Annotated in this window: 21 protein-coding genes, 1 tRNA gene and 1 pseudogene; 16 read left to right on the forward strand and 7 right to left on the reverse strand. The window is 59.1% G+C overall.

Annotation, left to right across the window (positions count from 1 at the left end):
* Positions 1-4 precede the first annotated feature (4 nt).
* Entirely contained in the window at positions 5-688 is a 684-nt protein-coding gene (mtnC, locus tag ACX3YF_RS16255) for an acireductone synthase (RefSeq protein ID WP_458973918.1), read from the forward strand.
* A 126-nt stretch (positions 689-814) separates the two neighbouring features.
* On the opposite strand, the gene ACX3YF_RS16260 is transcribed toward mtnC, so the two are convergent.
* Positions 815-1,093 carry a DUF3509 domain-containing protein gene (locus ACX3YF_RS16260; protein ID WP_103402591.1) on the reverse strand — a complete coding sequence of 93 codons (279 nt, stop codon included), beginning with the start codon at positions 1,091-1,093 and terminating at the stop codon, positions 815-817.
* A 344-nt stretch (positions 1,094-1,437) separates the two neighbouring features.
* Between ACX3YF_RS16260 and ACX3YF_RS16265 the strand changes: the two genes are divergently transcribed.
* From ACX3YF_RS16265 to ACX3YF_RS16310, 10 genes are all read left to right on the forward strand, one after another.
* Positions 1,438-3,276: a long-chain-acyl-CoA synthetase gene (locus ACX3YF_RS16265; RefSeq protein WP_458973919.1), complete on the forward strand. Its 1,839-nt coding sequence runs from the start codon at positions 1,438-1,440 to the stop codon at positions 3,274-3,276.
* Positions 3,277-3,372: 96 nt separating this feature from the next.
* The gene (locus ACX3YF_RS16270) at positions 3,373-3,891 is read left to right on the forward strand and encodes an ankyrin repeat domain-containing protein (protein WP_130203665.1); all 519 of its coding nucleotides are present in this window, start codon (positions 3,373-3,375) and stop codon (positions 3,889-3,891) included.
* A gap of 96 nt (positions 3,892-3,987) precedes the next feature.
* Positions 3,988-4,518, forward strand: coding sequence for a hypothetical protein (locus tag ACX3YF_RS16275; protein ID WP_458944530.1), 531 nt, complete (start codon positions 3,988-3,990; stop codon positions 4,516-4,518).
* Between the two features lie 82 nt (positions 4,519-4,600).
* Positions 4,601-4,792 (forward strand): PLDc N-terminal domain-containing protein, encoded by a 192-nt coding sequence (locus tag ACX3YF_RS16280; RefSeq protein WP_047531608.1) that lies wholly within the window; start codon positions 4,601-4,603, stop codon positions 4,790-4,792.
* A gap of 264 nt (positions 4,793-5,056) precedes the next feature.
* On the forward strand, positions 5,057-5,932 hold the full coding sequence (gene speE, locus ACX3YF_RS16285) for a polyamine aminopropyltransferase (protein WP_130203663.1): 876 nt from the start codon (positions 5,057-5,059) through the stop codon (positions 5,930-5,932).
* A 162-nt stretch (positions 5,933-6,094) separates the two neighbouring features.
* A complete protein-coding gene (locus tag ACX3YF_RS16290; protein WP_103402739.1) occupies positions 6,095-6,328 on the forward strand; it encodes a hypothetical protein in 234 nt (77 codons plus the stop codon).
* 211 nt (positions 6,329-6,539) lie between these two features.
* The gene (locus ACX3YF_RS16295) at positions 6,540-6,881 is read left to right on the forward strand and encodes a ribonuclease E inhibitor RraB (protein WP_196585629.1); all 342 of its coding nucleotides are present in this window, start codon (positions 6,540-6,542) and stop codon (positions 6,879-6,881) included.
* A 327-nt stretch (positions 6,882-7,208) separates the two neighbouring features.
* Positions 7,209-8,618: a circularly permuted type 2 ATP-grasp protein gene (locus ACX3YF_RS16300; RefSeq protein ID WP_103402594.1), complete on the forward strand. Its 1,410-nt coding sequence runs from the start codon at positions 7,209-7,211 to the stop codon at positions 8,616-8,618.
* 12 nt (positions 8,619-8,630) lie between these two features.
* Complete coding sequence (locus ACX3YF_RS16305; protein ID WP_047531601.1) at positions 8,631-9,581, forward strand: alpha-E domain-containing protein; 951 nt, start codon at positions 8,631-8,633, stop codon at positions 9,579-9,581.
* A complete protein-coding gene (locus tag ACX3YF_RS16310) occupies positions 9,578-10,387 on the forward strand; it encodes a transglutaminase family protein (protein ID WP_103402595.1) in 810 nt (269 codons plus the stop codon). Before ACX3YF_RS16305 ends, ACX3YF_RS16310 begins: the two co-directional genes overlap by 4 nt.
* Before the next feature lie 58 nt (positions 10,388-10,445).
* Here ACX3YF_RS16310 and ACX3YF_RS16315 read toward each other — a convergent pair whose 3' ends face one another.
* Positions 10,446-11,267 (reverse strand): c-type cytochrome, encoded by an 822-nt coding sequence (locus tag ACX3YF_RS16315; RefSeq protein ID WP_458974843.1) that lies wholly within the window; start codon positions 11,265-11,267, stop codon positions 10,446-10,448.
* Positions 11,268-11,862: 595 nt separating this feature from the next.
* On the opposite strand from ACX3YF_RS16315, the gene ACX3YF_RS16320 reads away from it, so the two are divergent.
* The 3 genes from ACX3YF_RS16320 (at position 11,863) to ACX3YF_RS16330 (ending at position 16,062) form a co-directional block, all read left to right on the forward strand.
* Positions 11,863-13,068 carry an acetyl-CoA C-acetyltransferase gene (locus ACX3YF_RS16320; protein ID WP_458973920.1) on the forward strand — a complete coding sequence of 402 codons (1,206 nt, stop codon included), beginning with the start codon at positions 11,863-11,865 and terminating at the stop codon, positions 13,066-13,068.
* A 24-nt stretch (positions 13,069-13,092) separates the two neighbouring features.
* A complete protein-coding gene (locus ACX3YF_RS16325) occupies positions 13,093-15,237 on the forward strand; it encodes a 3-hydroxyacyl-CoA dehydrogenase NAD-binding domain-containing protein (protein WP_196586456.1) in 2,145 nt (714 codons plus the stop codon).
* A 96-nt stretch (positions 15,238-15,333) separates the two neighbouring features.
* Positions 15,334-16,062, forward strand: a complete 729-nt coding sequence (locus tag ACX3YF_RS16330; RefSeq protein ID WP_090463923.1) for an amidotransferase — start codon at positions 15,334-15,336, stop codon at positions 16,060-16,062.
* Positions 16,063-16,116: 54 nt separating this feature from the next.
* Here ACX3YF_RS16330 and ACX3YF_RS16335 read toward each other — a convergent pair whose 3' ends face one another.
* The 3 genes from ACX3YF_RS16335 to ACX3YF_RS16345 all read right to left on the reverse strand — a co-directional run bounded on the left by ACX3YF_RS16335 (position 16,117) and on the right by ACX3YF_RS16345 (position 18,873).
* Positions 16,117-17,088 (reverse strand): magnesium and cobalt transport protein CorA, encoded by a 972-nt coding sequence (locus tag ACX3YF_RS16335; protein WP_448647267.1) that lies wholly within the window; start codon positions 17,086-17,088, stop codon positions 16,117-16,119.
* Positions 17,089-17,248: 160 nt separating this feature from the next.
* Positions 17,249-17,971 (reverse strand): lysophospholipid acyltransferase family protein, encoded by a 723-nt coding sequence (locus ACX3YF_RS16340; protein WP_458944532.1) that lies wholly within the window; start codon positions 17,969-17,971, stop codon positions 17,249-17,251.
* A 212-nt stretch (positions 17,972-18,183) separates the two neighbouring features.
* Complete coding sequence (locus ACX3YF_RS16345) at positions 18,184-18,873, reverse strand: crotonase/enoyl-CoA hydratase family protein (protein WP_090463920.1); 690 nt, start codon at positions 18,871-18,873, stop codon at positions 18,184-18,186.
* Positions 18,874-19,181: 308 nt separating this feature from the next.
* On the opposite strand from ACX3YF_RS16345, the gene ACX3YF_RS16350 reads away from it, so the two are divergent.
* Together ACX3YF_RS16350 and ACX3YF_RS16355 are read left to right on the forward strand one after the other, a co-directional pair.
* A tRNA-Ser gene (locus ACX3YF_RS16350) sits at positions 19,182-19,271 on the forward strand.
* 502 nt (positions 19,272-19,773) lie between these two features.
* On the forward strand, positions 19,774-19,983 hold the full coding sequence (locus ACX3YF_RS16355; protein WP_130203657.1) for a hypothetical protein: 210 nt from the start codon (positions 19,774-19,776) through the stop codon (positions 19,981-19,983).
* A gap of 69 nt (positions 19,984-20,052) precedes the next feature.
* On the opposite strand, the pseudogene ACX3YF_RS16360 reads toward ACX3YF_RS16355, so the two are convergent.
* Together ACX3YF_RS16360 and pdxR are read right to left on the reverse strand one after the other, a co-directional pair.
* Positions 20,053-20,382 (reverse strand): annotated as a pseudogene (locus ACX3YF_RS16360) (site-specific integrase); the annotation flags it as partial.
* Positions 20,383-20,448: 66 nt separating this feature from the next.
* The gene (pdxR, locus tag ACX3YF_RS16365) at positions 20,449-21,948 is read right to left on the reverse strand and encodes a MocR-like pyridoxine biosynthesis transcription factor PdxR (protein ID WP_458973921.1); all 1,500 of its coding nucleotides are present in this window, start codon (positions 21,946-21,948) and stop codon (positions 20,449-20,451) included.
* Position 21,949: the final 1 nt, after the last annotated feature.

Consider the following 21,949-nt stretch of genomic DNA (forward strand, 5'->3'; position numbering starts at 1 on the left):
AACGATGCCGATCAAAGCGATTCTCACCGACATCGAAGGCACCACCAGCGCGGTGAGTTTTGTGTTCGACGTGCTGTTTCCCTACGCCGCGAAACACCTGCCGGACTTTGTCCGTCAGAACGCCGGGCGCAACGACGTCGCTGAACAACTGGCCAGCGTGCGCCGCGACAGCAACGCGCCGGATGCCGACGTCGAGCGGGTGATCGAGATTCTGTTGGGCTGGATTGCCGAAGACCGCAAGGCCACGCCGCTCAAGGCGTTGCAAGGGATGGTCTGGGAGCAGGGCTACCAGGCCGGGCAACTCAAAGGCCACGTCTACCCCGACGCCGTCGAAGCGCTGAAGCACTGGCATCAGCAGGGGTATCAACTGTTTGTCTATTCCTCGGGCTCGATCCAGGCCCAGCGCCTGATTTTCGGTTGCTCGGAAGCGGGGGATTTGACGCCACTGTTCAGCGGCTATTTCGACACCACCTCAGGACCCAAGCGCGACGCACAGTCCTACACCAACATCACACAGGCCATTGGCCTGGAAGCCTCGCAGATTCTGTTTCTGTCGGACATCGTCGAAGAGCTGGACGCGGCGCGCAGGGCAGGGATGGCCACGTGCGGGCTGGCCCGTGAGGGCGGGGAATTGGCGGGGCATGTCACGGTGGACAGTTTTGCGCGGATCGATCCCTCGACGTTCTAAGCCACACATAGCCTGCAGGAGCCAGCCTGCTGGCGATGGACCCGAGTGCGCCGGGTTTAACCCGGCCACACGCGTTTTCGTTGACGACCATCGCGAGCAGGCTCGCTCCTACAGTTGTTTCAGGCTTTACAGCGAATGATAAGTCGGCAGGGCAAACCGCTGCTGGCTTTGGAGCATGGAGATTTGTGGCAGTTCGCTGGCTTGTTCGGCGAGGTCGCGACGGATCGCGCTGATGACCCACGACAGTTGATCGCCGTTGTGCAATTGCTGGTAGGAAATCGAGCGCTTGAACACTTTGTCTTCGCCACCGCGCAGGGTCAGCAGAATCCCGCCGTCAGGTCGTGGCTGGGTGGTGACTTCGAAGTTGGAGAACAAGGACGAAAATTTTTCTTGGATCAGGCTCATGTCTTTCGGCTCCGTTAGCGCTGGAATGGCAAGCATGAGGGGGTAGTTGCAGCGATTGTGCCAGCACGTCCATTAACAAGAATTCTATATAAATCAGTTATTTAAGTTTTTTGCTGATTTATTTTTCCGTGCAATTTGCATGAATGGCCATCGTGCATCCTGCATTTTGCGTGGTCGTCGGCGATTCGATGGAACCATTGCCCGTGCAGATGCTCATGATTTCCAACATCGCTGTGGCGGATACAAAACATTTCAAAAACCGCGTGTACAGCTCAAGAACCGTTGACGTATTTTCGGGCTCAATCAACGCCGCCCGACAATAAAAAGATCGAACGGGAGCAACCATGAGCCGCACGCCACGCGACACCATCACCTGGGGCATGATGCTCCGCAAGCTGCCGTCCATTGCCAAAGCCATTCCGCGGGTGGTGAAGGGAATGAAAGTGGCTAACGTCAAGGACCCGACCCAACCGTGTGGCCTGGGCTGGAGTTTCGAACAAGCGACCTTGCGCAATCCCCAAGGGCCGGCCTTGCTGTACGGCGAGGTCACGCTGACTTATGCACAGGTCAACGAGTGGGCCAATCGCATCGCCCATCACTTGATTGCCCAAGGCATCGGCAAGGGCGATGTGGTGGCGGTGTTCATCGAAAATCGTCCGGAGCTGCTGGTGACGATATTGGCGGTGGCCAAGGTCGGTGCGATCAGTGCGCTGCTCAATACCTCACAAACCCACGATACCCTGGTGCATAGCCTGAATCTGGTGGCGCCGGTGGCCATCGTCGTCGGCGAAGAGCTGGTGGCGGCGTTTCTGGCGGTACGCGAACGGGTATCGATGGCGCAGGCTCGCACCTGGTTTGTCGCTGATCGGGACACCTACAGCCATCCGGGCGTTTCCCCCGAGGGTTTCATCAACCTGATGACCGCCAGCCTCGACAACGCCTGCGACAACCCCGTCAGCAGCCAGCAGGTGTTTTTCGACGACCCCTGTTTCTATATCTACACCTCGGGCACCACCGGGTTGCCCAAGGCCGGGGTGTTCAAGCACGGGCGCTGGATGCGCAGCTCGGCGAGCTTCGGCATGATCGCGCTGGATATGCGCCCGGACGATGTCGTCTATTGCACCTTGCCGCTCTATCACGCCACCGGACTTTGCGTGTGCTGGGGTTCGGCCATCAGCGGTGCCTCGGGATTCGCCATCCGGCGCAAGTTCAGCGCCAGCCAGTTCTGGAACGATGTGCGCAAATACCGCGCGACCACCCTCGGTTACGTCGGCGAATTGTGCCGTTATCTGGTCGATCAACCGCCCACTGCCGACGACCGCCAGCACGGCGTCACCAAAATGATCGGCAACGGTCTGCGCCCCGGCGCATGGGGTGAATTCAAGACACGTTTCGGCGTGTGCCACATCTGCGAGCTGTACGCCGCCAGTGACGGCAATATCGGTTTCACCAACATTCTGAATTTCGACAACACTGTCGGTTTTTCCCTGATGTCCTGGGAGTTGGCGGTTTACGACCACGAAAGCGGTGCGCCGATTCGCGAAGCCAACGGCTTCATGCGCAAGGTCTGCAAGGGCGAGCAGGGGTTGTTGCTGGCGAAAATCGACGACAAGGCGCCACTGGACGGTTACACCGATCCGCAAAAGACCGAAAAAGTCGTGCTCCACGACGTGTTCGTCAAAGGCGACCGCTACTTCAACACCGGCGATCTGTTGCGCAACATTGGTTTTGGCCATGCGCAGTTCGTTGATCGGCTGGGTGACACCTATCGCTGGAAGGGCGAAAACGTTTCGACCACCGAGGTCGAGAACATCCTCCTGCGACACCCGCATATTTCCGAAGCCGTGGCCTATGGTGTGGAAGTCCGCAACACCAACGGCCGCGCCGGGATGGCCGCCATCACGCCGGCCGAATCCCTGGCGACCCTGGATTTCAGCGAGCTGCTGGCCTTCGCCCGGCAACAGATGCCGGCCTACGCCGTGCCATTGTTCCTGCGGGTGAAAGTGAAAATGGAGACCACCGGGACCTTCAAATATCAGAAAACCCGGCTCAAGGATGAAGCGTTCGACCCGGCCCGGACCGGCGCTGACCCGATCTACGCCTGGCTGCCGGGAACCGAAACGTACGTGCAGGTGACGGAGCAAATGCTGAAGGATATCCACGGCGGTCGATATCGATATTGAATGTGCCTATGGCCCCGCTTCAGAAAAAAGAAGTGACAGTGCCGGGGCTGCTCGGGAAACTGTCGGCTTTGCGAATAACTGAAAGTGGAGCGTTCAATGTCAGACAAAAGCCGCCAGATGACCCCCGAAGAAGCTGCCGAATTTGCCGAACAGGTATTCAACAAGGCGCGGGAGGGCGATGCGGCCATGATGGCTGCGCTGCTGACCAAGGGCTTGCCGCCGAACCTGCGCAATCACAAGGGCGACACCTTGTTGATGCTGGCCGCTTACCATGGTCATGTGGACACGGTAAAAGTCTTGCTCGAACACAAGGCCGATCCGGAAATCCGCAACGACAACGGCCAGAGCCCGATTGCCGGTGCCGCCTTCAAGGGCGACCTGGCGGTGGTCTCGGCGCTGGTTGAAGGCGGGGCGCAAGTCGAAGGCTCGTCGTTCGATGGCCGTACGGCGCTGATGATGGCGGCGATGTTCAACCGCGTCGCCATTGTCGACTACCTGATCAGCAAAGGTGCCGATCCGAAAGCCAGGGACGCCAATGGCATCACCGCGCTGGAAGCCGCCAGGACCATGGGGGCTGTGGACACCGTTGCGCAGTTGGAAAAACTGCCGGGCTGACGCTGTACTTCTGTGGCGAGGGAGCAACCTGCGCAGCACTCACTGAATGCGTTATCCTTCGCGCCCTCAAAATTCCCTCGCTACAGGATCCGCCCCATGAAAGCCGCGCTCGTCGAACTCATCAGCAAAATCAGCTCCGGGTGCATGGGCGATGACGAAATCCTCAAGGTCGCTGACGAGGCGGCCCAGGCTTACTCGGACCCCGAGGGTTTCCTGGCGGCCAATCCGGACATCAACTACGACGACACCTTCCCGATCCCGCTGGGCGAGTGGGTGGTCGTCGGCAGTCTGCCGGAGACCGTGCTGTTCCAGGCCGACACCTACATGGATCTGTTCGCGCAGATCGTTGCTTCGTTCGGGCCGGGCGTCGAATTCAATATCAAGCCCAAGCAACTGGCCAAGACCGAAGCCCTGACCGCGCTCAATCGCATTCAGGTGCAAATGAGCAGCCTGAACAAGGAAAACGGTGGCTATGTGCTGATGAACTTCAGCCAGTTGCTCGACGACGAACTGCAAGTCGTTCTGGTCTACGGCAACGACGTGCCGCGGGTGCTGGAGCTGTGCGCCGAAGTCGGCATTGCCGCTGGGCCGTCCCTGGAAGCCTTGAAAGTGGCCGTTCACGTTTAAAACCGCAAGCTGTCAATAAAAACGGAACCCTGGCCTTGGGCAGCTATCCTAAGAGGGCCAATCACTCTTCAGGAGCGTCACCATGGGTTCCACGTTCAACAGCCTGGTAGGCCTGATCATCCTTGCCCTGGACATCTGGGCAATCATCAACGTACTCAAAAGTGGCGCCGAAACCGGGATGAAAGTCCTCTGGGTGCTGTTGATCCTGTTGCTGCCGGTTTTGGGCCTGATCATCTGGGCGATCGCGGGGCCACGGGGTAACGTCAGAATCTGAAGTCATTCTCCCAAGCGACATAAAATCTGTGGGAGCGAGCCTGCTCGCGATGATGGCGGCACATTCGGAATTGATGTGGCGGACAAATCGCTATCGCGAGCAGGCTCGCTCCCACAGGGCATTGTGGCGAGTCATCAAGTGAGGTTCGACCTGTCATCTTCCTCGACGTAGAATGCGCGCCTTTCCCGGTCAATCGAACCGATCGATTGGCCATCATGGGCGGGTAACCGTCCGTTGCCACCCGCATTCATCGGAGCACTTCCCATGAGCATCACCCCGACCAACGACTACCTGGAAACCCTCTACGAAGGCTATGGCCAGCGTTTTCGCATGGAAAAACTGCTGCACGAAGTGCGCACCGAACACCAGCACCTGGTGATTTTCGAAAACCCGCGCATGGGCCGGGTCATGGCGCTGGACGGCGTGATCCAGACCACCGAAGCCGACGAATTCATCTACCACGAAATGCTGACCCACGTGCCGATCCTCGCCCATGGCACCGCCAAGCGCGTGTTGATCATCGGTGGCGGCGACGGCGGCATGTTGCGTGAGGTGGCCAAGCACCGCAGCGTCGAGCACATCACCATGGTCGAGATCGACGGTACCGTGGTCGACATGTGCAAGGAATTTTTGCCGAATCACTCCAAGGGCGCGTTCGACGATCCACGCCTGAACCTGGTGATCGACGACGGCATGCGCTTCGTCGCCACCACCACTGAAAAGTTCGACGTGATCATTTCCGACTCCACTGACCCGATCGGGCCAGGCGAAGTGCTGTTCTCGGAGAACTTCTATCAGGCCTGCCACCGCTGCCTGAACGAAGGCGGCATCCTGGTCACGCAGAACGGCACGCCGTTCATGCAGATCGAAGAAGTCAAAACCACCGCCGGTCGTCTGCGCAGCCTGTTCCCTGACTGGCACTTCTATCAGGCCGCCGTGCCGACTTATATCGGCGGCGCGATGACCTTCGCCTGGGGCGCGACCAATACCGCTTATCGCAAATTGTCCCGCGAAACCCTGCAACAACGGTTCGCCGGCAGCGGCATCATCACCCGCTACTACAATCCGGAGATCCACATCGGTGCCTTTGCCTTGCCGCAGTACGTTTTGCAGGCTGTGAACAAGCCAAGCAACGACTGATAGCGCGTCAATCAAAAAAGGGCTGTCCGCGGTGGTGTTCTACCACGCCGCTGACGGCCCTTTTTTCATGAGGTGCCAGAGGAAAATCAGCGGAACGATTAGCCAGCTAATCAGGTCGAGATAGAAGTAAGCCCATCAATGGGTTTTATCGAGGAGGCACTGATGCAAAAGTGGAAAATCACTTTCGTGGATGATCACGGTGAAACGGTCGACGAAGTCTTTGAGTGCGACGAGTGCCCGGATAACGAACACGCCGCCAAACTCATCAAGGCCCGGTTGCTTCCCGTTGCCGCCGAACTGGATCTGAACGATCTGGAAGGGCGAACGGCCGATGCGACTGTCAAAAGTCTCAAGGCCCAGAACAGCATTCAAATCCTCGGCATCACGCCAATCTGAACATCTCCTGTCACATTCTCAACCAGGCCTTGGCAGCGGCTCTATCTTGGGGCTAATCTGCAGGCGAGATCAGCGAATGGATCGCTAAGGTCTGGTCTTGTCAGCTACATGCTTGTTTCCCGTCGGCACATCGGATGCCGTCGTTCGCACCGTTCGGTGGCGGGCGCTGGGAGTACGGAAAGTCTATCCATCAGTTTGAGGAGGACGTTTCATGAGCACAGCCTATCAAGAAGATATCAGCAGCAGCGTTCTGCGCCGCATGAAAGAGGGCGGTTTCGACTTTTCACGGTTCCATCCCATCGAGTTCTACGCCATTTTCCCGGACGAGGAGCGGGCACGCAGGGCGGCAGGTCATTACCGTGGTGAATCCCTGAATGCGCAAATCAGTGTGCGCGATGACGGCGCATGGGCCCTTGAACTGAGCAAAGTCATGTACGCCACTTACGATGACATCGGCGACTTCGAACTGGGTTTCGAAGCCGTGGTCGAGCCATTGGGCGGCATCATTGAAGGCTGGGGTGTCAAACAGGAGGTACGAGGGCGACTCGCATAAACTTATGAACAGTAGCAAGCATCAGTAACGGCTGACCTTTGGGTTGGCCGTTTTCGTTTTTGTCGCCGGCAAACCGAACACGACCTCGAAGAGCCCTCCATGACTGAATGACCCCCTTCGCCGGCAAGCCGCCTCCCACAGACTATGCTGGTGACAGGCGACCACAACGCCTTGCAATGAAGCGGGGGCGATCAGGTTGGGGCATTTACCGCACAGGATTGGTGCGGTGTCTGCGTATCGATTATCCAACCGATTGATATTAAAGCGTTTCTGCCGATGGCACGGGCCTTGCGAAGGTCTGTATGTCCGGGTGACAAGGAGTACGGCATGATCCGCACCTATTTTGATGAGATGTACGATGCCGGCGGTCAGGTCCGCCCGCATTATCGGGAGTTTGCCCGTTGGCTGTCCGAAACGCCTGACGAGCTTTTGGCACAACGGCGACGCGAGGCCGATCTGTTGTTTCATCGCGCCGGGATTACTTTCACGCTCTACGGTGATGAGCAGGGGACAGAGCGCCTGATTCCCTTCGACACCATTCCGCGCAGCATTCCCGCCAGTGAATGGCGCATTGTCGAGCGCGGCTGCATCCAGCGGGTCAAGGCGTTGAACATGTTCCTCGCCGACCTCTATCACGAGCAACGCATCATCAAGGCCGGCATCATTCCGGCCGAGCAGGTGCTGGCCAACGAGCAATACCAGTTGGCAATGCAGGGGCTGGATCTGCACCGCGATATCTATTCGCACATCTCCGGTGTCGATCTGGTGCGCGACGGCGACGGCACGTACTACGTGCTCGAAGACAACCTGCGTACGCCGAGCGGTGTCAGCTACATGCTCGAAGACCGCAAGATGATGATGCGGCTGTTCCCCGAGTTGTTCGCGGCGCAACGCATCGCCCCCATCGACCACTACCCGAACCTGTTGCTCGATACCCTGAAAAGCTCCAGCCCGATCGACAACCCGAGCGTCGTGGTGTTGACGCCGGGGCGTTTCAACAGTGCATTTTTCGAGCATGCGTTCCTGGCGCGGGAAATGGGTGTGGAGCTGGTGGAAGGCGCGGACCTGTTCGTGCGTGACGACAAGGTGTTCATGCGCACCACCGACGGGCCAAAAGCCGTCGATGTGATCTACCGCCGCCTCGACGACGCCTTCCTCGACCCGCTGGCGTTCAACCCGGACTCGATGCTCGGCGTGCCAGGGCTGCTGTCGTCTTACCGATCCGGCAATGTCGTGTTGGCCAATGCCATCGGCACCGGGGTGGCGGACGACAAGTCGGTGTACCCGTTCGTGACCGACATGATCCGTTTCTACCTGGATGAAGAGCCGATCCTGAAGAACGTACCGACGTGGCAGTGTCGTAATCCCTCGGAACTTTCCCACGTCCTGGCCCATCTGCCGGAACTGGTGGTCAAGGAAACCCAGGGCTCCGGCGGTTACGGAATGCTGGTGGGGCCGGCGGCGACGGCGGCGGAAATCGAAGCCTTCCGCGCACGGATCATTGCCAAGCCCCATGCCTACATCGCGCAACCGACACTGTCGTTGTCGACCTGCCCGACCTTTGTCGAAAGCGGCATCGCGCCACGCCACATCGACCTGCGTCCGTTTGTATTGTCTGGTCGCGAAACCCGGGTCGTGCCCGGTGGTTTGACCCGTGTCGCCCTGCGCGAAGGCTCCCTGGTGGTGAACTCCTCCCAGGGCGGCGGAACCAAGGACACCTGGGTGGTCGAGGATTGAAGGAAGCCTGTCATGTTAAGTAGAACTGCCTCGGATCTGTATTGGATGTCGCGTTACCTGGAGCGGGCGGAAAACCTCGCACGGATGCTCGACATCAGTTATTCGCTGTCGCTGATGCCGCAGGATGGACGCGGTGACGGCCTGCACGAACTGGCCATGCCGCTGCTGATCACCGGCACCCTGGACGATTACCTCGAACGCCACGGCGAGTTGCATGCCGAACGCTTGCTGCATTTTTTCGCCCTGGATGCGGCCAATCCGGCCAGCATCTACAGCTGTCTCGGTGCCGCGCGGGCCAGTGCCCACGCGGTGCGTGGCCGAATCACCGCTGACATGTGGGAGAACATCAACGCGACCTGGCTGGAAATTCGCGGCATTGCCGAGCAGGGCCTCAGTCGCTACGGCATGAGCCGTTTCTGCGAGTGGATCAAGGAACGTTCCCACCTGTTCCGGGGCGCGTCCTACGGCACCATCATGCGTAACGATGCGTTCCGCTTCATTCGCCTGGGGACCTTCATCGAGCGCGCCGACAACACGTTGCGCCTGCTCGATGCCCGCTACGAAATGGCGGGTGATCAGGCTGAAGCGGTCAGCGATGGCACGGCCCACGCGTACTACCAGTGGAGTGCCTTGCTGCGGGCCTTGTCGTCCTTCGAGGCCTACACCGAAATTTATCGCGACGCACCTGGCGCCCGGCATGTGGCCGAGTTGCTGTTGCTGCGGGCGGATGTGCCGCGCTCCCTGCGGGCGTGCACCGAAGAAATCGACCAAATCCTTGCCCAGTTGCCGGGAGCCAACGGCCGTCCCGCCCAACGCCTGGCGGCGGAAATGGACGCGCGACTGCGCTACACCGGCATCAACGAAATCCTCGACGAAGGCCTGCACGCCTGGCTCACCGAGTTCATCCCGCTGGTGCGCCAGTTGGGTAACGCGATTCACAGTTCTTATCTGGAGGCTGCATGAGACTTTCGATTAGCCACGAGACCACCTATCACTACGAAGATCAGGTGCGGGCGAGCATCCAGTACCTGCGACTGACCCCCCATGACAGCGAGCGCCAGCACGTGCTCAGTTGGCAGCTCGACCTGCCGCGGCCGGTGCGCGCGCAACTCGATCCGTTCGGCAACATCCTGCACGTGCTGACCATGGACGAACCGCACGAAGCGATCATCATCGGCGCCCGTGGACAGGTCGACATCGACGAATTGCGCGAAGCCGAGCACGAGAGCCAGTCGGCGCTGCCGTTCCTGCGCTTCACCCGCCTGACCGAAGCCGACGCAGCCCTGCGCGCGTTTGCCGAAAAGGAATGCAAGCAACGCCGGGATCGCACGGCGCTGATCGACTTGATGCACGGCCTGAACCAGCACATGACCTACACGCCCGGCGCCACCGAAGTGGACACCAGCGCGGCCCAGGCCTTCGCCGGTCGTTCGGGCGTGTGCCAGGACCACACCCACGCGTTTCTCGCCTGCGCCCGCAGCCTGGGGATTCCGGCGCGGTATGTCTCGGGCTATCTGTACAGCGAAAACAGCGAACACCTGGCCAGCCATGCCTGGGCCGAAGCCTGGCTGGATGACGCCTGGTACAGTTTCGACGTGACCAATGAACTGGCCCGGCCTGAGCGCCACTTGAAACTGGCGGTGGGCCTGGATTACCTGGATGCGTGCCCGGTGCGCGGGATGCGTCGCGGCGGCGGGTGTGAACAGATGCATGCCAAGGTGCTTGTTTCACCGACGCCGGCACCGGTGATCTCCGTCCAGCAGCAGTAATCGGGGCAGCCAGACCCCTGTGGGAGCGAGCAAGCTCGCTCCCACAGGAATGTTCATGTCAGGGCTTCACCTTGCGCCCCGCCATATGCTTCAAATACCCCACCAGCATTCCCAGATCCTCATCCGGCAACACCTCGGTCGAAAATCCGGGCATCTTCGCTTGCGGCCACTGCCGCAAACTCTGCGGATCACGGATATAGCGCTTGAGGAAGTCCGTGCCGAAGTACTCGGTCGGGTTGTAGGGAATATTCAGATCCGGCCCGAATTGCGCATCCCCGGCACCATTGAGGCGGTGACAGGCCAGGCAGTTTTTCTGAAACAGCGCAAAGCCCTTGTTGACCGGATCGTCCGCCTTTAACGCAGGATCGGGCAGCAGGGCAGGGAAGCGTTCGGCCACCGGTGCCATGCGCTTGATGCTGGCAACCTCGAATGGCCATTGCTCCGGGCTGATATTGCCTGCCTGCGGGTTGGTCCAGACCAGATAGAACGGCCCGGCGCCGGGCTTGCCTTCGGACAGTGGCGGCCAGGGTCTGGCCGGATCCTCGATCGCCAGCCAGGCACGCGCGCCTTGGGTATTGAGCAGCGGCGTAGCGGCCATCTCGGCGGCAAAACCGTCCAGGGCCACGGCTTGCAGGTGGTCGTCCGGTTTGATGCCGGTCAACAGCACTGACAGAGGCACGGCGCGATAGCTCATATCACGCTTGTAGGAAACGTCATTGGTAACGGTGATGGTCTGGGCCTGAGGATGATTGAGCAACTCCTCGGTCTGCCAGGTGCGGTTGTTCGCGCCCAGCTGCAGGTTCAGCTGTGCGGCATACAGAGGCGTGCTGAGCAGCAAGGCCCCGAATAAAGTGAGCGCTTTCAAAGGATCGCCGTCCATGTCGTGCAAGTGCTGCAAAGGTTGGCACAGCCACGCTGGCCCGGGTAGCGAGCCAGTCACATTTTTAATGTGGCGATCTAAAACACGGGTACCGTATTTTTATGAATGACTAGCCGATCACCTTGGTCAGGTTCGGCAAAATCAACAAAAGTGTGGTCGCGAAGAGAATGAGCCCGGCTTGACGAACTTTCGATTGTTTGAACATGGCTTGACCGCCTTTTTTGTTATTTCCTGATGCCTGCCTGCATATCTCCATGACGGCAGGGCAATTCACTTCCTGTAGTACGAGCGCCTCGGCAAAACCCGACGACAACTTCGTATAACCTCACCTTAGAGCCCGCGTCACGCTTGACTTAGATCCATTTCGTATGGAGATCTCACTAAATACGATTAAAAAAGCATGAGGCCTATTGCCAGCTTCTTGGGCGGCCTTTTGCTAGACACCTGCGTGTCCGCACGCCGCGGATTCTGTAGCGGACTACCGTCCGTCTGAGCGCGTCCGTCAACGCCGGTGAGCGCTGCGGTCATTGAATCCCCGGTGGCTCGGAATAAGGTGGAAGCCTCTTCAAAGATCACCACCCGGTTCGAGGACGTCATGACCCAAGCATTGATTTTCGACGCGATACGCACGCCCCGTGGCAAAGGCAAGGCCGATGGCGCCTTGCACAGTGTCAAACCGGTGAACCTGGTGGCCGGGTTGTTCACGGCGCTGCAACAGCGGACCGCCCTCGATACCAGTCAGGTCGATGACGTGGTACTGGGCTGCGTGACACCCGTCGGCGATCAAGGCGCCGATATCGCCAAGACCGCCGCTCAGGTGGCTGATTGGGACGTCAGCGTGGCCGGGGTGCAGATCAACCGTTTCTGTGCATCCGGGCTGGAGGCGGTGAACCTCGGGGCCATGAAAATACGTTCCGGTTTCGAAGACCTGGTGGTGGTCGGTGGCGTCGAGTCCATGTCACGCGTGCCCATGGGCAGCGACGGTGGAGCGTGGGCGCTGGACCCGCAGACCAATCTGCACAGCCACTTCACCCCGCAAGGCGTGGGCGCCGATCTGATCGCGACACTGGAAGGCTTCAGCCGTCAGGACGTCGATGCCTATGCACTGCATTCCCAGCAAAAAGCCGCACGGGCGAGGGCCGATGGTTCGTTCAACAAATCGCTGGTGCCGGTGCAGGACCAGAACGGCATCATCCTGCTCGATCACGATGAGTTCATTCGCGCCGACTCGACCCTGGAAGGCCTGGGCAAGCTCAAGCCAAGTTTCGAGATGATGGGGCAGATGGGTTTCGACGCCACCGCGCTGCGGGTCTACAGCCATGTGGAGCGGATCAATCACGTGCACACCCCCGGCAACAGTTCCGGGATCGTCGATGGCGCGGCGTTGATGCTGATCGGCTCGGAGGCCAAGGGCCGGGCGCTGGGCTTGCAGCCACGGGCGCGAATCGTCGCCACGGCGGTCACCAGCACCGACCCGACCATCATGCTCACCGGCCCGGCGCCTGCCACCCGCAAGGCACTGGCCAAGGCGGGGCTGCGGGTGGAGGACATCGATCTGTTCGAGGTCAACGAAGCGTTTGCCTCAGTGGTGTTGAAGTTCATCAAGGACATGGTCGTCGACCCGGACAAAGTCAACGTCAACGGCGGTTCCATCGCCATGGGCCATCCGTTGGGCGCCACCGGTTGCGCGATTCTCGGCACCTTGCTCGATGAGCTGGAAAACCGGCGCCTGCGCTATGGCCTCGCAACCCTGTGTGTCGGCGGCGGCATGGGCATCGCCACCATCATCGAACGCCTCTGAGCCCCGAATTCAAGGACAAGTGACATGACCCAAGCCATACGTTACGAAAAAGGCCAGGACCAGATCGTCGTCCTGACCATCGACATGCCGGGCCAGAGCGCCAACACCATGAACGCGGTGTACCGTGAAGCCATGGCTGACTGCGTCGCCCGCCTGGTGGCCGACAAGGACGCCATCGCCGGAGTGATCATTACCTCGGCCAAGAAAACCTTCTTTGCCGGCGGCGATCTCAATGAACTGATCAAGGTCGGCAAGCCTGAGGCCAAGGCCTTTTACGACAGGGTGCTGACCCTCAAGGGCCAACTGCGCACCCTGGAAACCTTCGGCAAACCGGTGGTGGCCGCGATCAACGGCGCTGCCTTGGGCGGCGGCTGGGAAATCTGCCTGGCCTGCCATCATCGCGTGGCGCTCGATCATCCGTCGGTACAACTCGGCCTGCCGGAAGTGACCTTGGGCTTGCTGCCGGGCGGCGGCGGGGTGGTGCGCATGGTGCGCATGCTTGGCCTGGAAAAAGCCCTGCCGTATCTGCTCGAAGGCAAGAAAATACGGCCGCAGCAGGCATTGCAGGTCGGTCTGATCGACGAATTGGCAACCGATCACGAAGAGATGATGGCCAAGGCGCGGGCCTGGATTGTCGCCAACCCGACGGCGGTACAACGCTGGGATGTGAAGGGTTATCAGATTCCCGGTGGCACGCCGTCGAATCCGAAAGTCGCGCAGATGCTGGCCATCGCGCCGTCGATCCTGCGCAGTAAAACCCAGGGCTGCCTGCCGGCGCCGGAGAAAATTCTCTGTGCCGCAGTGGAAGGCGCCCAAGTGGATTTCGATACTGCGCACCTGATCGAAACCCGTTACTTCACCGAGCTGACCACCGGCCAGGTCTCAAAGAACCTGATCGGCACTTTCTGGTTCCAGCTCAATGAAATCAACGCCGGTGGCTCGCGGCCCCAGGGCTTCGCCCCATACGTCACGCAAAAAGTCGGTGTGCTCGGTGCCGGGATGATGGGCGCGGGCATTGCCTTTGTCAGCGCCTCTGCGGGCATCAACGTGGTGCTCAAGGACATCAACCTCGCGGCAGCAGAGAAGGGCAAGGCGCATTCGGCGGCGCTGCTGGACAAGAAAGTCGCACGCGGGCAAATGAGCGCCGAGCAGCGCGAAAGCATTCTGGCGCGCATTCAGACCACTGAAGACGATGCCGATCTGGCCGGTTGCGACCTGATCATCGAAGCGGTGTTCGAAGACCGCGAACTGAAGGCCAAAGTCTCCCTGGCTGCGCAAAAGGTCGTCGGCCCGGACGCGGTGATCGCTTCCAACACGTCGACCCTGCCGATCAGCGGCCTGGCCACGGCGGTGCCGGACCAGAGCAAGTTCATCGGCCTGCATTTCTTCAGTCCCGTGGACAAAATGGCGCTGGTGGAAATCATCAAGGGGGCCAACACCAGCGATGAAACCCTGGCTCGCGGGTTTGATTTCGTCCTGCAAATCAAGAAAACGCCGATTGTGGTCAACGACAGTCGTGGCTTCTTCACGTCGCGGGTGTTCGGCACGTTCACCAATGAAGGCATTGCCATGCTCGGTGAAGGGGTCAGCGCGCCGCTGATCGAGACCGAAGCGCGCAAGGCCGGTATGCCCATCGGACCTCTGGCAATTTCTGACGAGGTTTCCCTCAGCCTGATGAGCCATATCCGCCAGCAAACCGCCAAAGACTTGCAAGCCGAAGGAAAACCGCTGGTCGAGCACCCGGCCTTCGCCGTGATTGACCTGCTGCTCAACGAGTACAAGCGCCCAGGCAAGGCGGCCGGGGGGGGCTTCTACGAGTATCCCGTCGGTGGCCAGAAGTACCTGTGGCCAGAGCTGAAAACCCGTTTTGAAAAGGCCGACGGGCAGATTTCACCGAAGGATGTGCGCGATCGGCTGCTGTTCGTACAGGCCATTGAAACCGTGCGCTGCATGGAGGAGGGGGTGCTGACGTCGACGGCGGATGCCAACGTCGGCTCGATCTTCGGCATCGGTTTCGCGGCATGGACCGGCGGTGCGCTGCAGTTCATCAACCAATACGGAGTCAAGGACTTCGTCGCCCGTGCCCAGTACCTGGCCGGACAATATGGCGAGCGCTTCGCTCCACCGGCACTGCTGCTGGAGAAAGCCGCCAAGGGGGAGGCATTTTAAGGGGGGATTGACGCGTTCCGGGGCTTGCCTTGCCACTGTGTTTCAAGGCAGGCTCTGGGGGTGTGCATTATTCCCATCACGTGTCAGGTATTTTTTATGTCGTTACGCATCTGCATTCTGGAAACCGACATCCTGCGTCCGGAATTGGTTGACCAATATCAGGGCTACGGGCAGATGTTCAAGCACCTGTTTTCGCAGCAACCCATCGCCGCCGAGTTCACTGTTTATAACGTGATGCAGGGCGAGTACCCCAGTGATGACCTGACGTTCGATGCTTACCTGGTCACCGGCAGCAAGGCCGATTCCTTCGGCACCGACCCGTGGATCCAGACCCTCAAGACTTACCTGCTGACCCGCTACGAACGTGGCGACAAGCTGCTGGGCGTGTGCTTCGGTCATCAGTTGCTGGCCCTGTTGCTGGGCGGCAAGAGCGAGCGCGCAACCCAGGGCTGGGGCGTCGGCACCCATCAATACAAGCTCGCGGCCAAGGCGCCGTGGATGAGTCCGCTCAAAGAAGAGCTGACGTTGTTGATCAGTCACCAGGATCAGGTCACGGCATTGCCGGAAAACGCCACGGTGATCGCCTCCAGCGATTTCTGCCCGTTTGCCGCGTACCACATCAACGATCAAGTGCTGTGCTTCCAGGGCCACCCTGAGTTCATCCACGACTATTCGCGGGCGCTGCTGGAAATTCGTCAGCAAGCGCTGGGCGAAGAGATTTTCTCGAAAGGGATCCAGAGCCTGGAGCATGAACACCATGGCACCACGGTGGCCGAGTGGATGATGCGATTTGTGGCGCACAAGCCAGAAAACCAGGCTGTGTAAGACGGCGGCATCACACCTGTGGCAAGGGAGCAAGCTCCCTTGCCACCCTGTTTGTCAGAGCCAGCCCGACCTCTTGAAACTCGCCCACAAACCCACGCACCCCACCGAAATAAACCCCAGCACCGCGAAATACCCGTAGTGCCAGCTCAACTCCGGCATGTTCTGGAAGTTCATCCCGTAAATCCCCGCCACCGCCGTTGGAAACGCCAGAATCGCCGCCCATGCTGCGAACTTGCGCTGCACCACACTCTGGCGCGATGCCTCCAGCAGCACCCCGACCTCAATGGTCTGGCTGGCAATATCGGCCAGGGTCGTCAGGTCCTCCATCTGTCGGGTGACATGAATCTGCACATCGCGGAAGTACGGGCGCATGTTCTTGTCGATGAACGGAAAATTCAGCTTTTGCAGTTCCTCGCCAATCTCCACCATCGGCGCCGCGTAACGGCGCAGCCGCACGACGTCCCGGCGCAGACTGTGCAGGTTCTGGATGTCGCGCTCATTCAGTGAGCCGCACATGACGTTGCGTTCCAGTTCATCGATTTGCGCATGAATGGCTTCGCCCATCGGCTGGTAGTTTTCAATCACGAAGTCGAGGATGGCATAGAGCACAAAATCTTCCCCGTGCTCCAGCAACAGCGGACGCGCCTCACACCGTTGCCGGACATGGGCATAGGACGCCGAGTGACCGTTGCGCGCAGTGATGATGTAGCCCCTGCCGGCAAAGATATGGGTCTCGATGAACTGGAGTTTGCCATCCTCCATGATGGGGGAATAGATGACGATGAACAGGGCATCGCCGAAGGTTTCCAGTTTCGGCCGGCTGTGTTTCTCCAGGGCATCTTCAATCGCCAGTTCATGCAGGTTGAACTGGCGTTGCAGGTTGTACAGTTCCTCTTCGTTCGGCTCTTCGAGGCCGATCCAGACGAAGTGACCCGGCTTTTCAGCCCAGGCCGCGCCCTCGTCGAGGGTGATATTGGTGACTTTCTTACCGGCGCTGTAAACCGCAGCAGCAACAACTCTACCCATGATGTTGGTTCACTTCTAATTGGCAGCAATCTATTGGCAAATGGCCATGGCAGACAGTGTTCAGCTTAACCCTGACCACTGCTTGAGAGTCAGTGAAATCTGCTGAGTTCGCAGGCAAAAATTCGCAGGCAAAAGAAAACCCGCACGCGGCGGGTTTCTTTCAAGCGGCTTGCAGTTGCCGGTCCATCGAGTCGATGCATTCGCGCATCTGCTCACGGCACTGGGCAATCAGCATCGGCATGTCATCCAGGCTCAAGCCAGCCGTAGGAATCGCCGGTAGCGAGCGAATCAGAATTTTCCCACTGCGCCAGCGGTTCAATCGCATGTGCTTGACGTAACTGCTGACACACACCGGCACGATCGGCACCCCGGCAGCGATCGCCATTTGGAAGGCGCCTTTCTTGAACGGCAACAGCTCCTCGCCCAGATTGCGTGTGCCTTCCGGGAAGACCCAAATCGAGGTGTCTTCGTTTTGCAGGGTGTGGGTGGTGGTCAGCATCGACTGGCGTGCCTTATGCGCATTGCCGCGATCGATCAACACATTGCCGGCCAGCCAGAACAACTGACCAAACAAAGGCACCCATTTCAGGCTCTTTTTGCCGATGCATACGGTACGGCGGGGCACCACGTTGCCAAACACGAACAGATCATAATTGGACTGGTGGTTGGCGATGATCACGCAACTGTCGGGTTTGTCCATCAAGGGGCCGACCTCGGCTTTTACCCGCAGGCGCAAAATACGCATCGCCGGCCACGCATAAAGGCGCGCGCACAAACGGCTGTTGTCCGGGTTGAACGGGCGACTCAGGCCGAGTAGCACACCCAACACACCCGCCAGAATAAAGTGCAGGCCCATCAATGACATACGTAAAGCGAACAGCATTTTCAGGCCCATCGGGACAAAAGGTGGCGCAGTGTACGGATGTGCACTGTTTTCGGCAATTGCCGTTATATAGGTAGGAGATAGCCGATGTTTAAGCGCATGTTTCCGACTGATGAGTCAGACCCGTGCTAGAGCAGTTGTGGGCTTTTCAACAGACTGCATAGGAAAAAGCCCGACACGACGGTCGGGCTTTTCGTTCTTGCCGGCCCGGATTAGCCCAGATGTTCCTGATCCAGGATGATCGCGTTATCCAGGGCTTCCAAGAACTCTTTGCGCACTTTCAGTTTGGTGTTCTTGTGCGCCGTCATGTTGATCTTCTTCAACTGACGAGCCGCAGCCAGCGCCGCGCCTTGCAGTTCCTCGGCCGACACCACGACGTCGAGGAAGCCGGCATCCACGGCGCTCTTCGGGTTGAACATCTCACCGTTGATGACCGAACGCGGGAATGCCGATTTGCTCAAGCGATCACGGGCGATCTCGATACCTGCGTGATGCATGGTCATGCCGATCTGCACTTCGTTGAGGCCGATACTGAACGGGCCGTCCGTACCAATGCGGTAGTCCGCCGACAACAGCAGGAAGGCACCCTTGGCCACCGCATGGCCGGGGCACGCCACGATCACCGGGAAGGGGTGGGACAACAGGCGACGGGCCAGTGTCGATCCGGCAGTCACCAGCGCGACCGCTTCCTTGGGGCCGGACGTCATCACCTTCAGATCGTAACCGCCCGAGAGAATCCCGGGCGTACCGGTAATGATCACCACCGCACGATCAGACACTGCCTGATCCAGCGCAGCGTTAAACGCAGCAATCACGTCCGGAGAGATGGCATTCACCTTGCCATTGCTCAAGGTCAGGGTCGCGATACCGTCTTCGAGATGGTAGGAAATCAACTCACTCATGACGCTATTCCTTTTATTAAAGTTGGGCAGACGTTACCCACCGTCACAGGCCAGGTAAAGCGCGGTGACTGACCCGCCAGTCACGCTTCGCGTGCCCGGCAAGCGTGCTCCGCTACGCCAGCCAGGCGTTGCCCTCTATATAGAGGGGCGGTCGGAGCCGGAGAATGGCCGGTTTGCCATTGCCGTCATCGGTTCAAAACCCTTGATCGAGTTAAACGCATGAAAATTCTCAAAAAAATGTTTGCCAACAGAAAAGCTTTCGACTACATTAGCGCGCCTCGACAGACAGAACATGTTTGAAGAGATACGGTGAAGTGTCCGAGTGGCTTAAGGAGCACGCCTGGAAAGTGTGTATACAGGAAACTGTATCGAGAGTTCGAATCTCTCCTTCACCGCCACATTCTGCAAACACAAACCCCTGACTTTCCTGGAGAAAGTCGGGGGTTTGTGGTTTTTGGCGTCTGAAAAAGGGTGATATGGGACCAATCTGGGACCGGAGGCTGGTTTTTGCGCTTGAAGCGGAAGCCTGCTTTTTACCCACTAGCTGGTTACTGAACACCTAGCAAACCCCTTTCGAATGGCCTGAAAAAACTAAGTTAGGCTGGCTGCTCATTCAAATGCAGCCCTTGGAGGGCCTTCATATGGCATTACCAGACCAAATCGATTCGACACCGCTGTTGCTCAATGACACTTCGTCTGTAGCAACTGAAAGTAAGCGGGTGTGGGTACCTCGACCCGATGGAACATACGAACTGGCCGATGTGCAGGAGGTGCCGCCAGGTGCCTTGGACTTTAGCCATTGGAACGGGATACAGCTGCGGTGAATGAATAGCGAGAGGAATCCAACGCCAATCCGGTGACCTATGCTAAATCGATCAGCAATCGAAGGAGGTTCCTTCAATGATCGTGCACATAGCGCTAGAGATTGACGCAGGAAACGGGACCACTGAACTGGCCAACTGGGATGTTCCCGGTGTGGTGGCGAAGGCTATAGCGATGAAGCTCAACGGTGGACTCGAATTGGTCGATAGTGTGACGAAACAGCCGCTACAAGCCACGGTGGTGGAGGTGTGCGGGCTCTATGATCAGCCAGAGCAGTGGCCCGAGTGAGTTACCCATAACGCCACTGATGCAAAAAAAGGCCCCACACTTTGATTTAGGTGCGGGGTCTTTTCATTTCTATAGCTTCAGCGCCAATTGCAACATCCCCACAACATCCGGCCCATCCTCATTAATCCACGTTCCATAATGCTGACGGATCATGTTCCCGTTGGTATGTCCCATCTGCTCGGCAATCCAATCAATCGAAGCCACCCCCGTGGTCAGCAACTGACTGGCATAGGTATGCCGGCATTGACCAGGCCCACGATAACGAACTCCAGCCGCATGCAAGTGAGCCTTGAAAAACCGATCCCGAACAACGAAGTCGCTGACATGCGGCAGACCGCTCTTGGTGTTGAGGAATACAAAGTGCAGCTTGTGCTTGCGGACTGTCTTGTTGTCCGTATCCGGGGCGCCGTTACTGCGCCGGTTGCCTCGATGTCGATGTGAGGTATTCCAATGCCAGACGTTGCCCTAGCGGGTTTTCAGTGCATGGGCCAGGCGCTGCATGGCCGCTTCGATTTCATAAGCGGTCAAGGACGAGTAACCCAATAGCCAGCCTTGTTTCTTCTTCTCGCCGGCGTACAAACGGCTCAGGCCGGAAAGCTGTATGCCCGCGCTGGCCGCTTGGCGGATGGTTTTTTCCTCAGACCAGCCATCGCGCAGCAGGCAGGGGATTTGCAGTCCGCCGGGAGGGCGCAAGGCGGTCACGATGCCGTCCAAATGCTTGCCGATCGCGTCGAGCATGCTGGTGCGGCGCCCGGCATACAGCTTGCGCATGGCCCGGATATGGGCGTTGTAATGGCCGTCTTCCATAAAGCGCGCCAGGGTCAGTTGCAGGATTTGCGGTGTGTGACCGTCCATCATGCTGCGCGCATAGGTGAAGGCTTTGATCAACGCGTGGGGCAGTACCATGTAGCCCATTCGCAACCCTGGGTAGAGGGTCTTGCTGAAGGTGCCGATGTAGAGCGTGCGCTGGTACTTGTCCAGGCCTTGTACGCAGGCGGTCGGCTGTCCGTCGTAGTGAAACTCGCTGTCGTAGTCATCTTCGATGACCCATTTGCCCTGCTGCGCCGCCCAGTTGATCAACTCAAGACGACGCTCCAGCGGCAGGGTCGCGCCGGTGGGGTATTGATGAGACGGCGTGACATAGACGCAATGGGCGCCGCTGCGGTCGGCGTACAGCAGGTCGGTGCGTATGCCCCGTTCATCGACATCAATGGGCAGAACCCTGGTCTCGGCGGTTTCAAAGGCCTTCCTGGCGCCGTAGTAACCCGGGTTTTCCAGCAGGATCGGTTTGCCGACATCCACCAACAACTGCGCACACAGGAAAAGGGCCTGGCGAGTGCTGCTCAACACCATGATCTGGTCGGGGGTGCATTTGGCCCCGCGCTCAAGGTTCAAGTAGGTAGCAATCGCCTTGCGCAACGGCTCGGCTCCTTGCGGGTCGCCATGCAACAGCACATTGGCGCGATACTCCTTCATGACCCGGCGTTGCAGGCGCTCCCAGACATCGGTGGGGAAGGTGCGGGTTTCCGGCAGGCCGGTCGCAAATGCCCTGATCACCTGCTGATCGTTCACACCGCCACTGTCGAGGATCATCCGCCCGCGCTGGCTCAAGCCCGCCCCCGGCGCCGCCTGGCTGCTTTTGACTGCTTGGGCCTTGATGCGGCGACGTGTCACGCCTCGCAATTCAGTGCCCACCGTGTCGCTGACATAACTGCCGGCCCCCTCGCGCCGCACGATAAAACCGTCCCGGTGCAGTTGCACGTAGGCGTTCTCCACGGTGTCGCGGGCAATCCCGAGTGACTTGGCCAACACCCGAGTCGCGGGCAGCTTCAAACCAGGGTCAAGGGCGCCGTCGAGGATCAGCTCACGCAGCGCGCGCTGAATCCGCTGGTGCAGATCCAGCAACTGAAACTCAGCGTCGTTGAGGCGCATTTTCAGCGTTTCCAGTTCGAACGTTTTCGCCATG

The sequence above is a fragment of the Pseudomonas fluorescens group sp. PF-69 genome, assembly GCF_054481235.1.

Bases quoted from the DNA above. Each gene is read 5' to 3' on its own strand.
- mtnC (WP_458973918.1), top strand. From the start codon at position 5: ATGCCGATCAAAGCGATTCTCACCGACATCGAAGGCACCACCAGCGCG.
- ACX3YF_RS16260 (WP_103402591.1), bottom strand. From the start codon at position 1,093: ATGAGCCTGATCCAAGAAAAATTTTCGTCCTTGTTCTCCAACTTCGAA.
- ACX3YF_RS16265 (WP_458973919.1), top strand. From the start codon at position 1,438: ATGAGCCGCACGCCACGCGACACCATCACCTGGGGCATGATGCTCCGC.
- ACX3YF_RS16270 (WP_130203665.1), top strand. From the start codon at position 3,373: ATGTCAGACAAAAGCCGCCAGATGACCCCCGAAGAAGCTGCCGAATTT.
- ACX3YF_RS16275 (WP_458944530.1), top strand. From the start codon at position 3,988: ATGAAAGCCGCGCTCGTCGAACTCATCAGCAAAATCAGCTCCGGGTGC.
- ACX3YF_RS16280 (WP_047531608.1), top strand. From the start codon at position 4,601: ATGGGTTCCACGTTCAACAGCCTGGTAGGCCTGATCATCCTTGCCCTG.
- speE (WP_130203663.1), top strand. From the start codon at position 5,057: ATGAGCATCACCCCGACCAACGACTACCTGGAAACCCTCTACGAAGGC.
- ACX3YF_RS16290 (WP_103402739.1), top strand. From the start codon at position 6,095: ATGCAAAAGTGGAAAATCACTTTCGTGGATGATCACGGTGAAACGGTC.
- ACX3YF_RS16295 (WP_196585629.1), top strand. From the start codon at position 6,540: ATGAGCACAGCCTATCAAGAAGATATCAGCAGCAGCGTTCTGCGCCGC.
- ACX3YF_RS16300 (WP_103402594.1), top strand. From the start codon at position 7,209: ATGATCCGCACCTATTTTGATGAGATGTACGATGCCGGCGGTCAGGTC.
- ACX3YF_RS16305 (WP_047531601.1), top strand. From the start codon at position 8,631: ATGTTAAGTAGAACTGCCTCGGATCTGTATTGGATGTCGCGTTACCTG.
- ACX3YF_RS16310 (WP_103402595.1), top strand. From the start codon at position 9,578: ATGAGACTTTCGATTAGCCACGAGACCACCTATCACTACGAAGATCAG.
- ACX3YF_RS16315 (WP_458974843.1), bottom strand. From the start codon at position 11,267: ATGGACGGCGATCCTTTGAAAGCGCTCACTTTATTCGGGGCCTTGCTG.
- ACX3YF_RS16320 (WP_458973920.1), top strand. From the start codon at position 11,863: ATGACCCAAGCATTGATTTTCGACGCGATACGCACGCCCCGTGGCAAA.
- ACX3YF_RS16325 (WP_196586456.1), top strand. From the start codon at position 13,093: ATGACCCAAGCCATACGTTACGAAAAAGGCCAGGACCAGATCGTCGTC.
- ACX3YF_RS16330 (WP_090463923.1), top strand. From the start codon at position 15,334: ATGTCGTTACGCATCTGCATTCTGGAAACCGACATCCTGCGTCCGGAA.
- ACX3YF_RS16335 (WP_448647267.1), bottom strand. From the start codon at position 17,088: ATGGGTAGAGTTGTTGCTGCTGCGGTTTACAGCGCCGGTAAGAAAGTC.
- ACX3YF_RS16340 (WP_458944532.1), bottom strand. From the start codon at position 17,971: ATGCTGTTCGCTTTACGTATGTCATTGATGGGCCTGCACTTTATTCTG.
- ACX3YF_RS16345 (WP_090463920.1), bottom strand. From the start codon at position 18,873: ATGAGTGAGTTGATTTCCTACCATCTCGAAGACGGTATCGCGACCCTG.
- ACX3YF_RS16355 (WP_130203657.1), top strand. From the start codon at position 19,774: ATGATCGTGCACATAGCGCTAGAGATTGACGCAGGAAACGGGACCACT.
- pdxR (WP_458973921.1), bottom strand. From the start codon at position 21,948: ATGGCGAAAACGTTCGAACTGGAAACGCTGAAAATGCGCCTCAACGAC.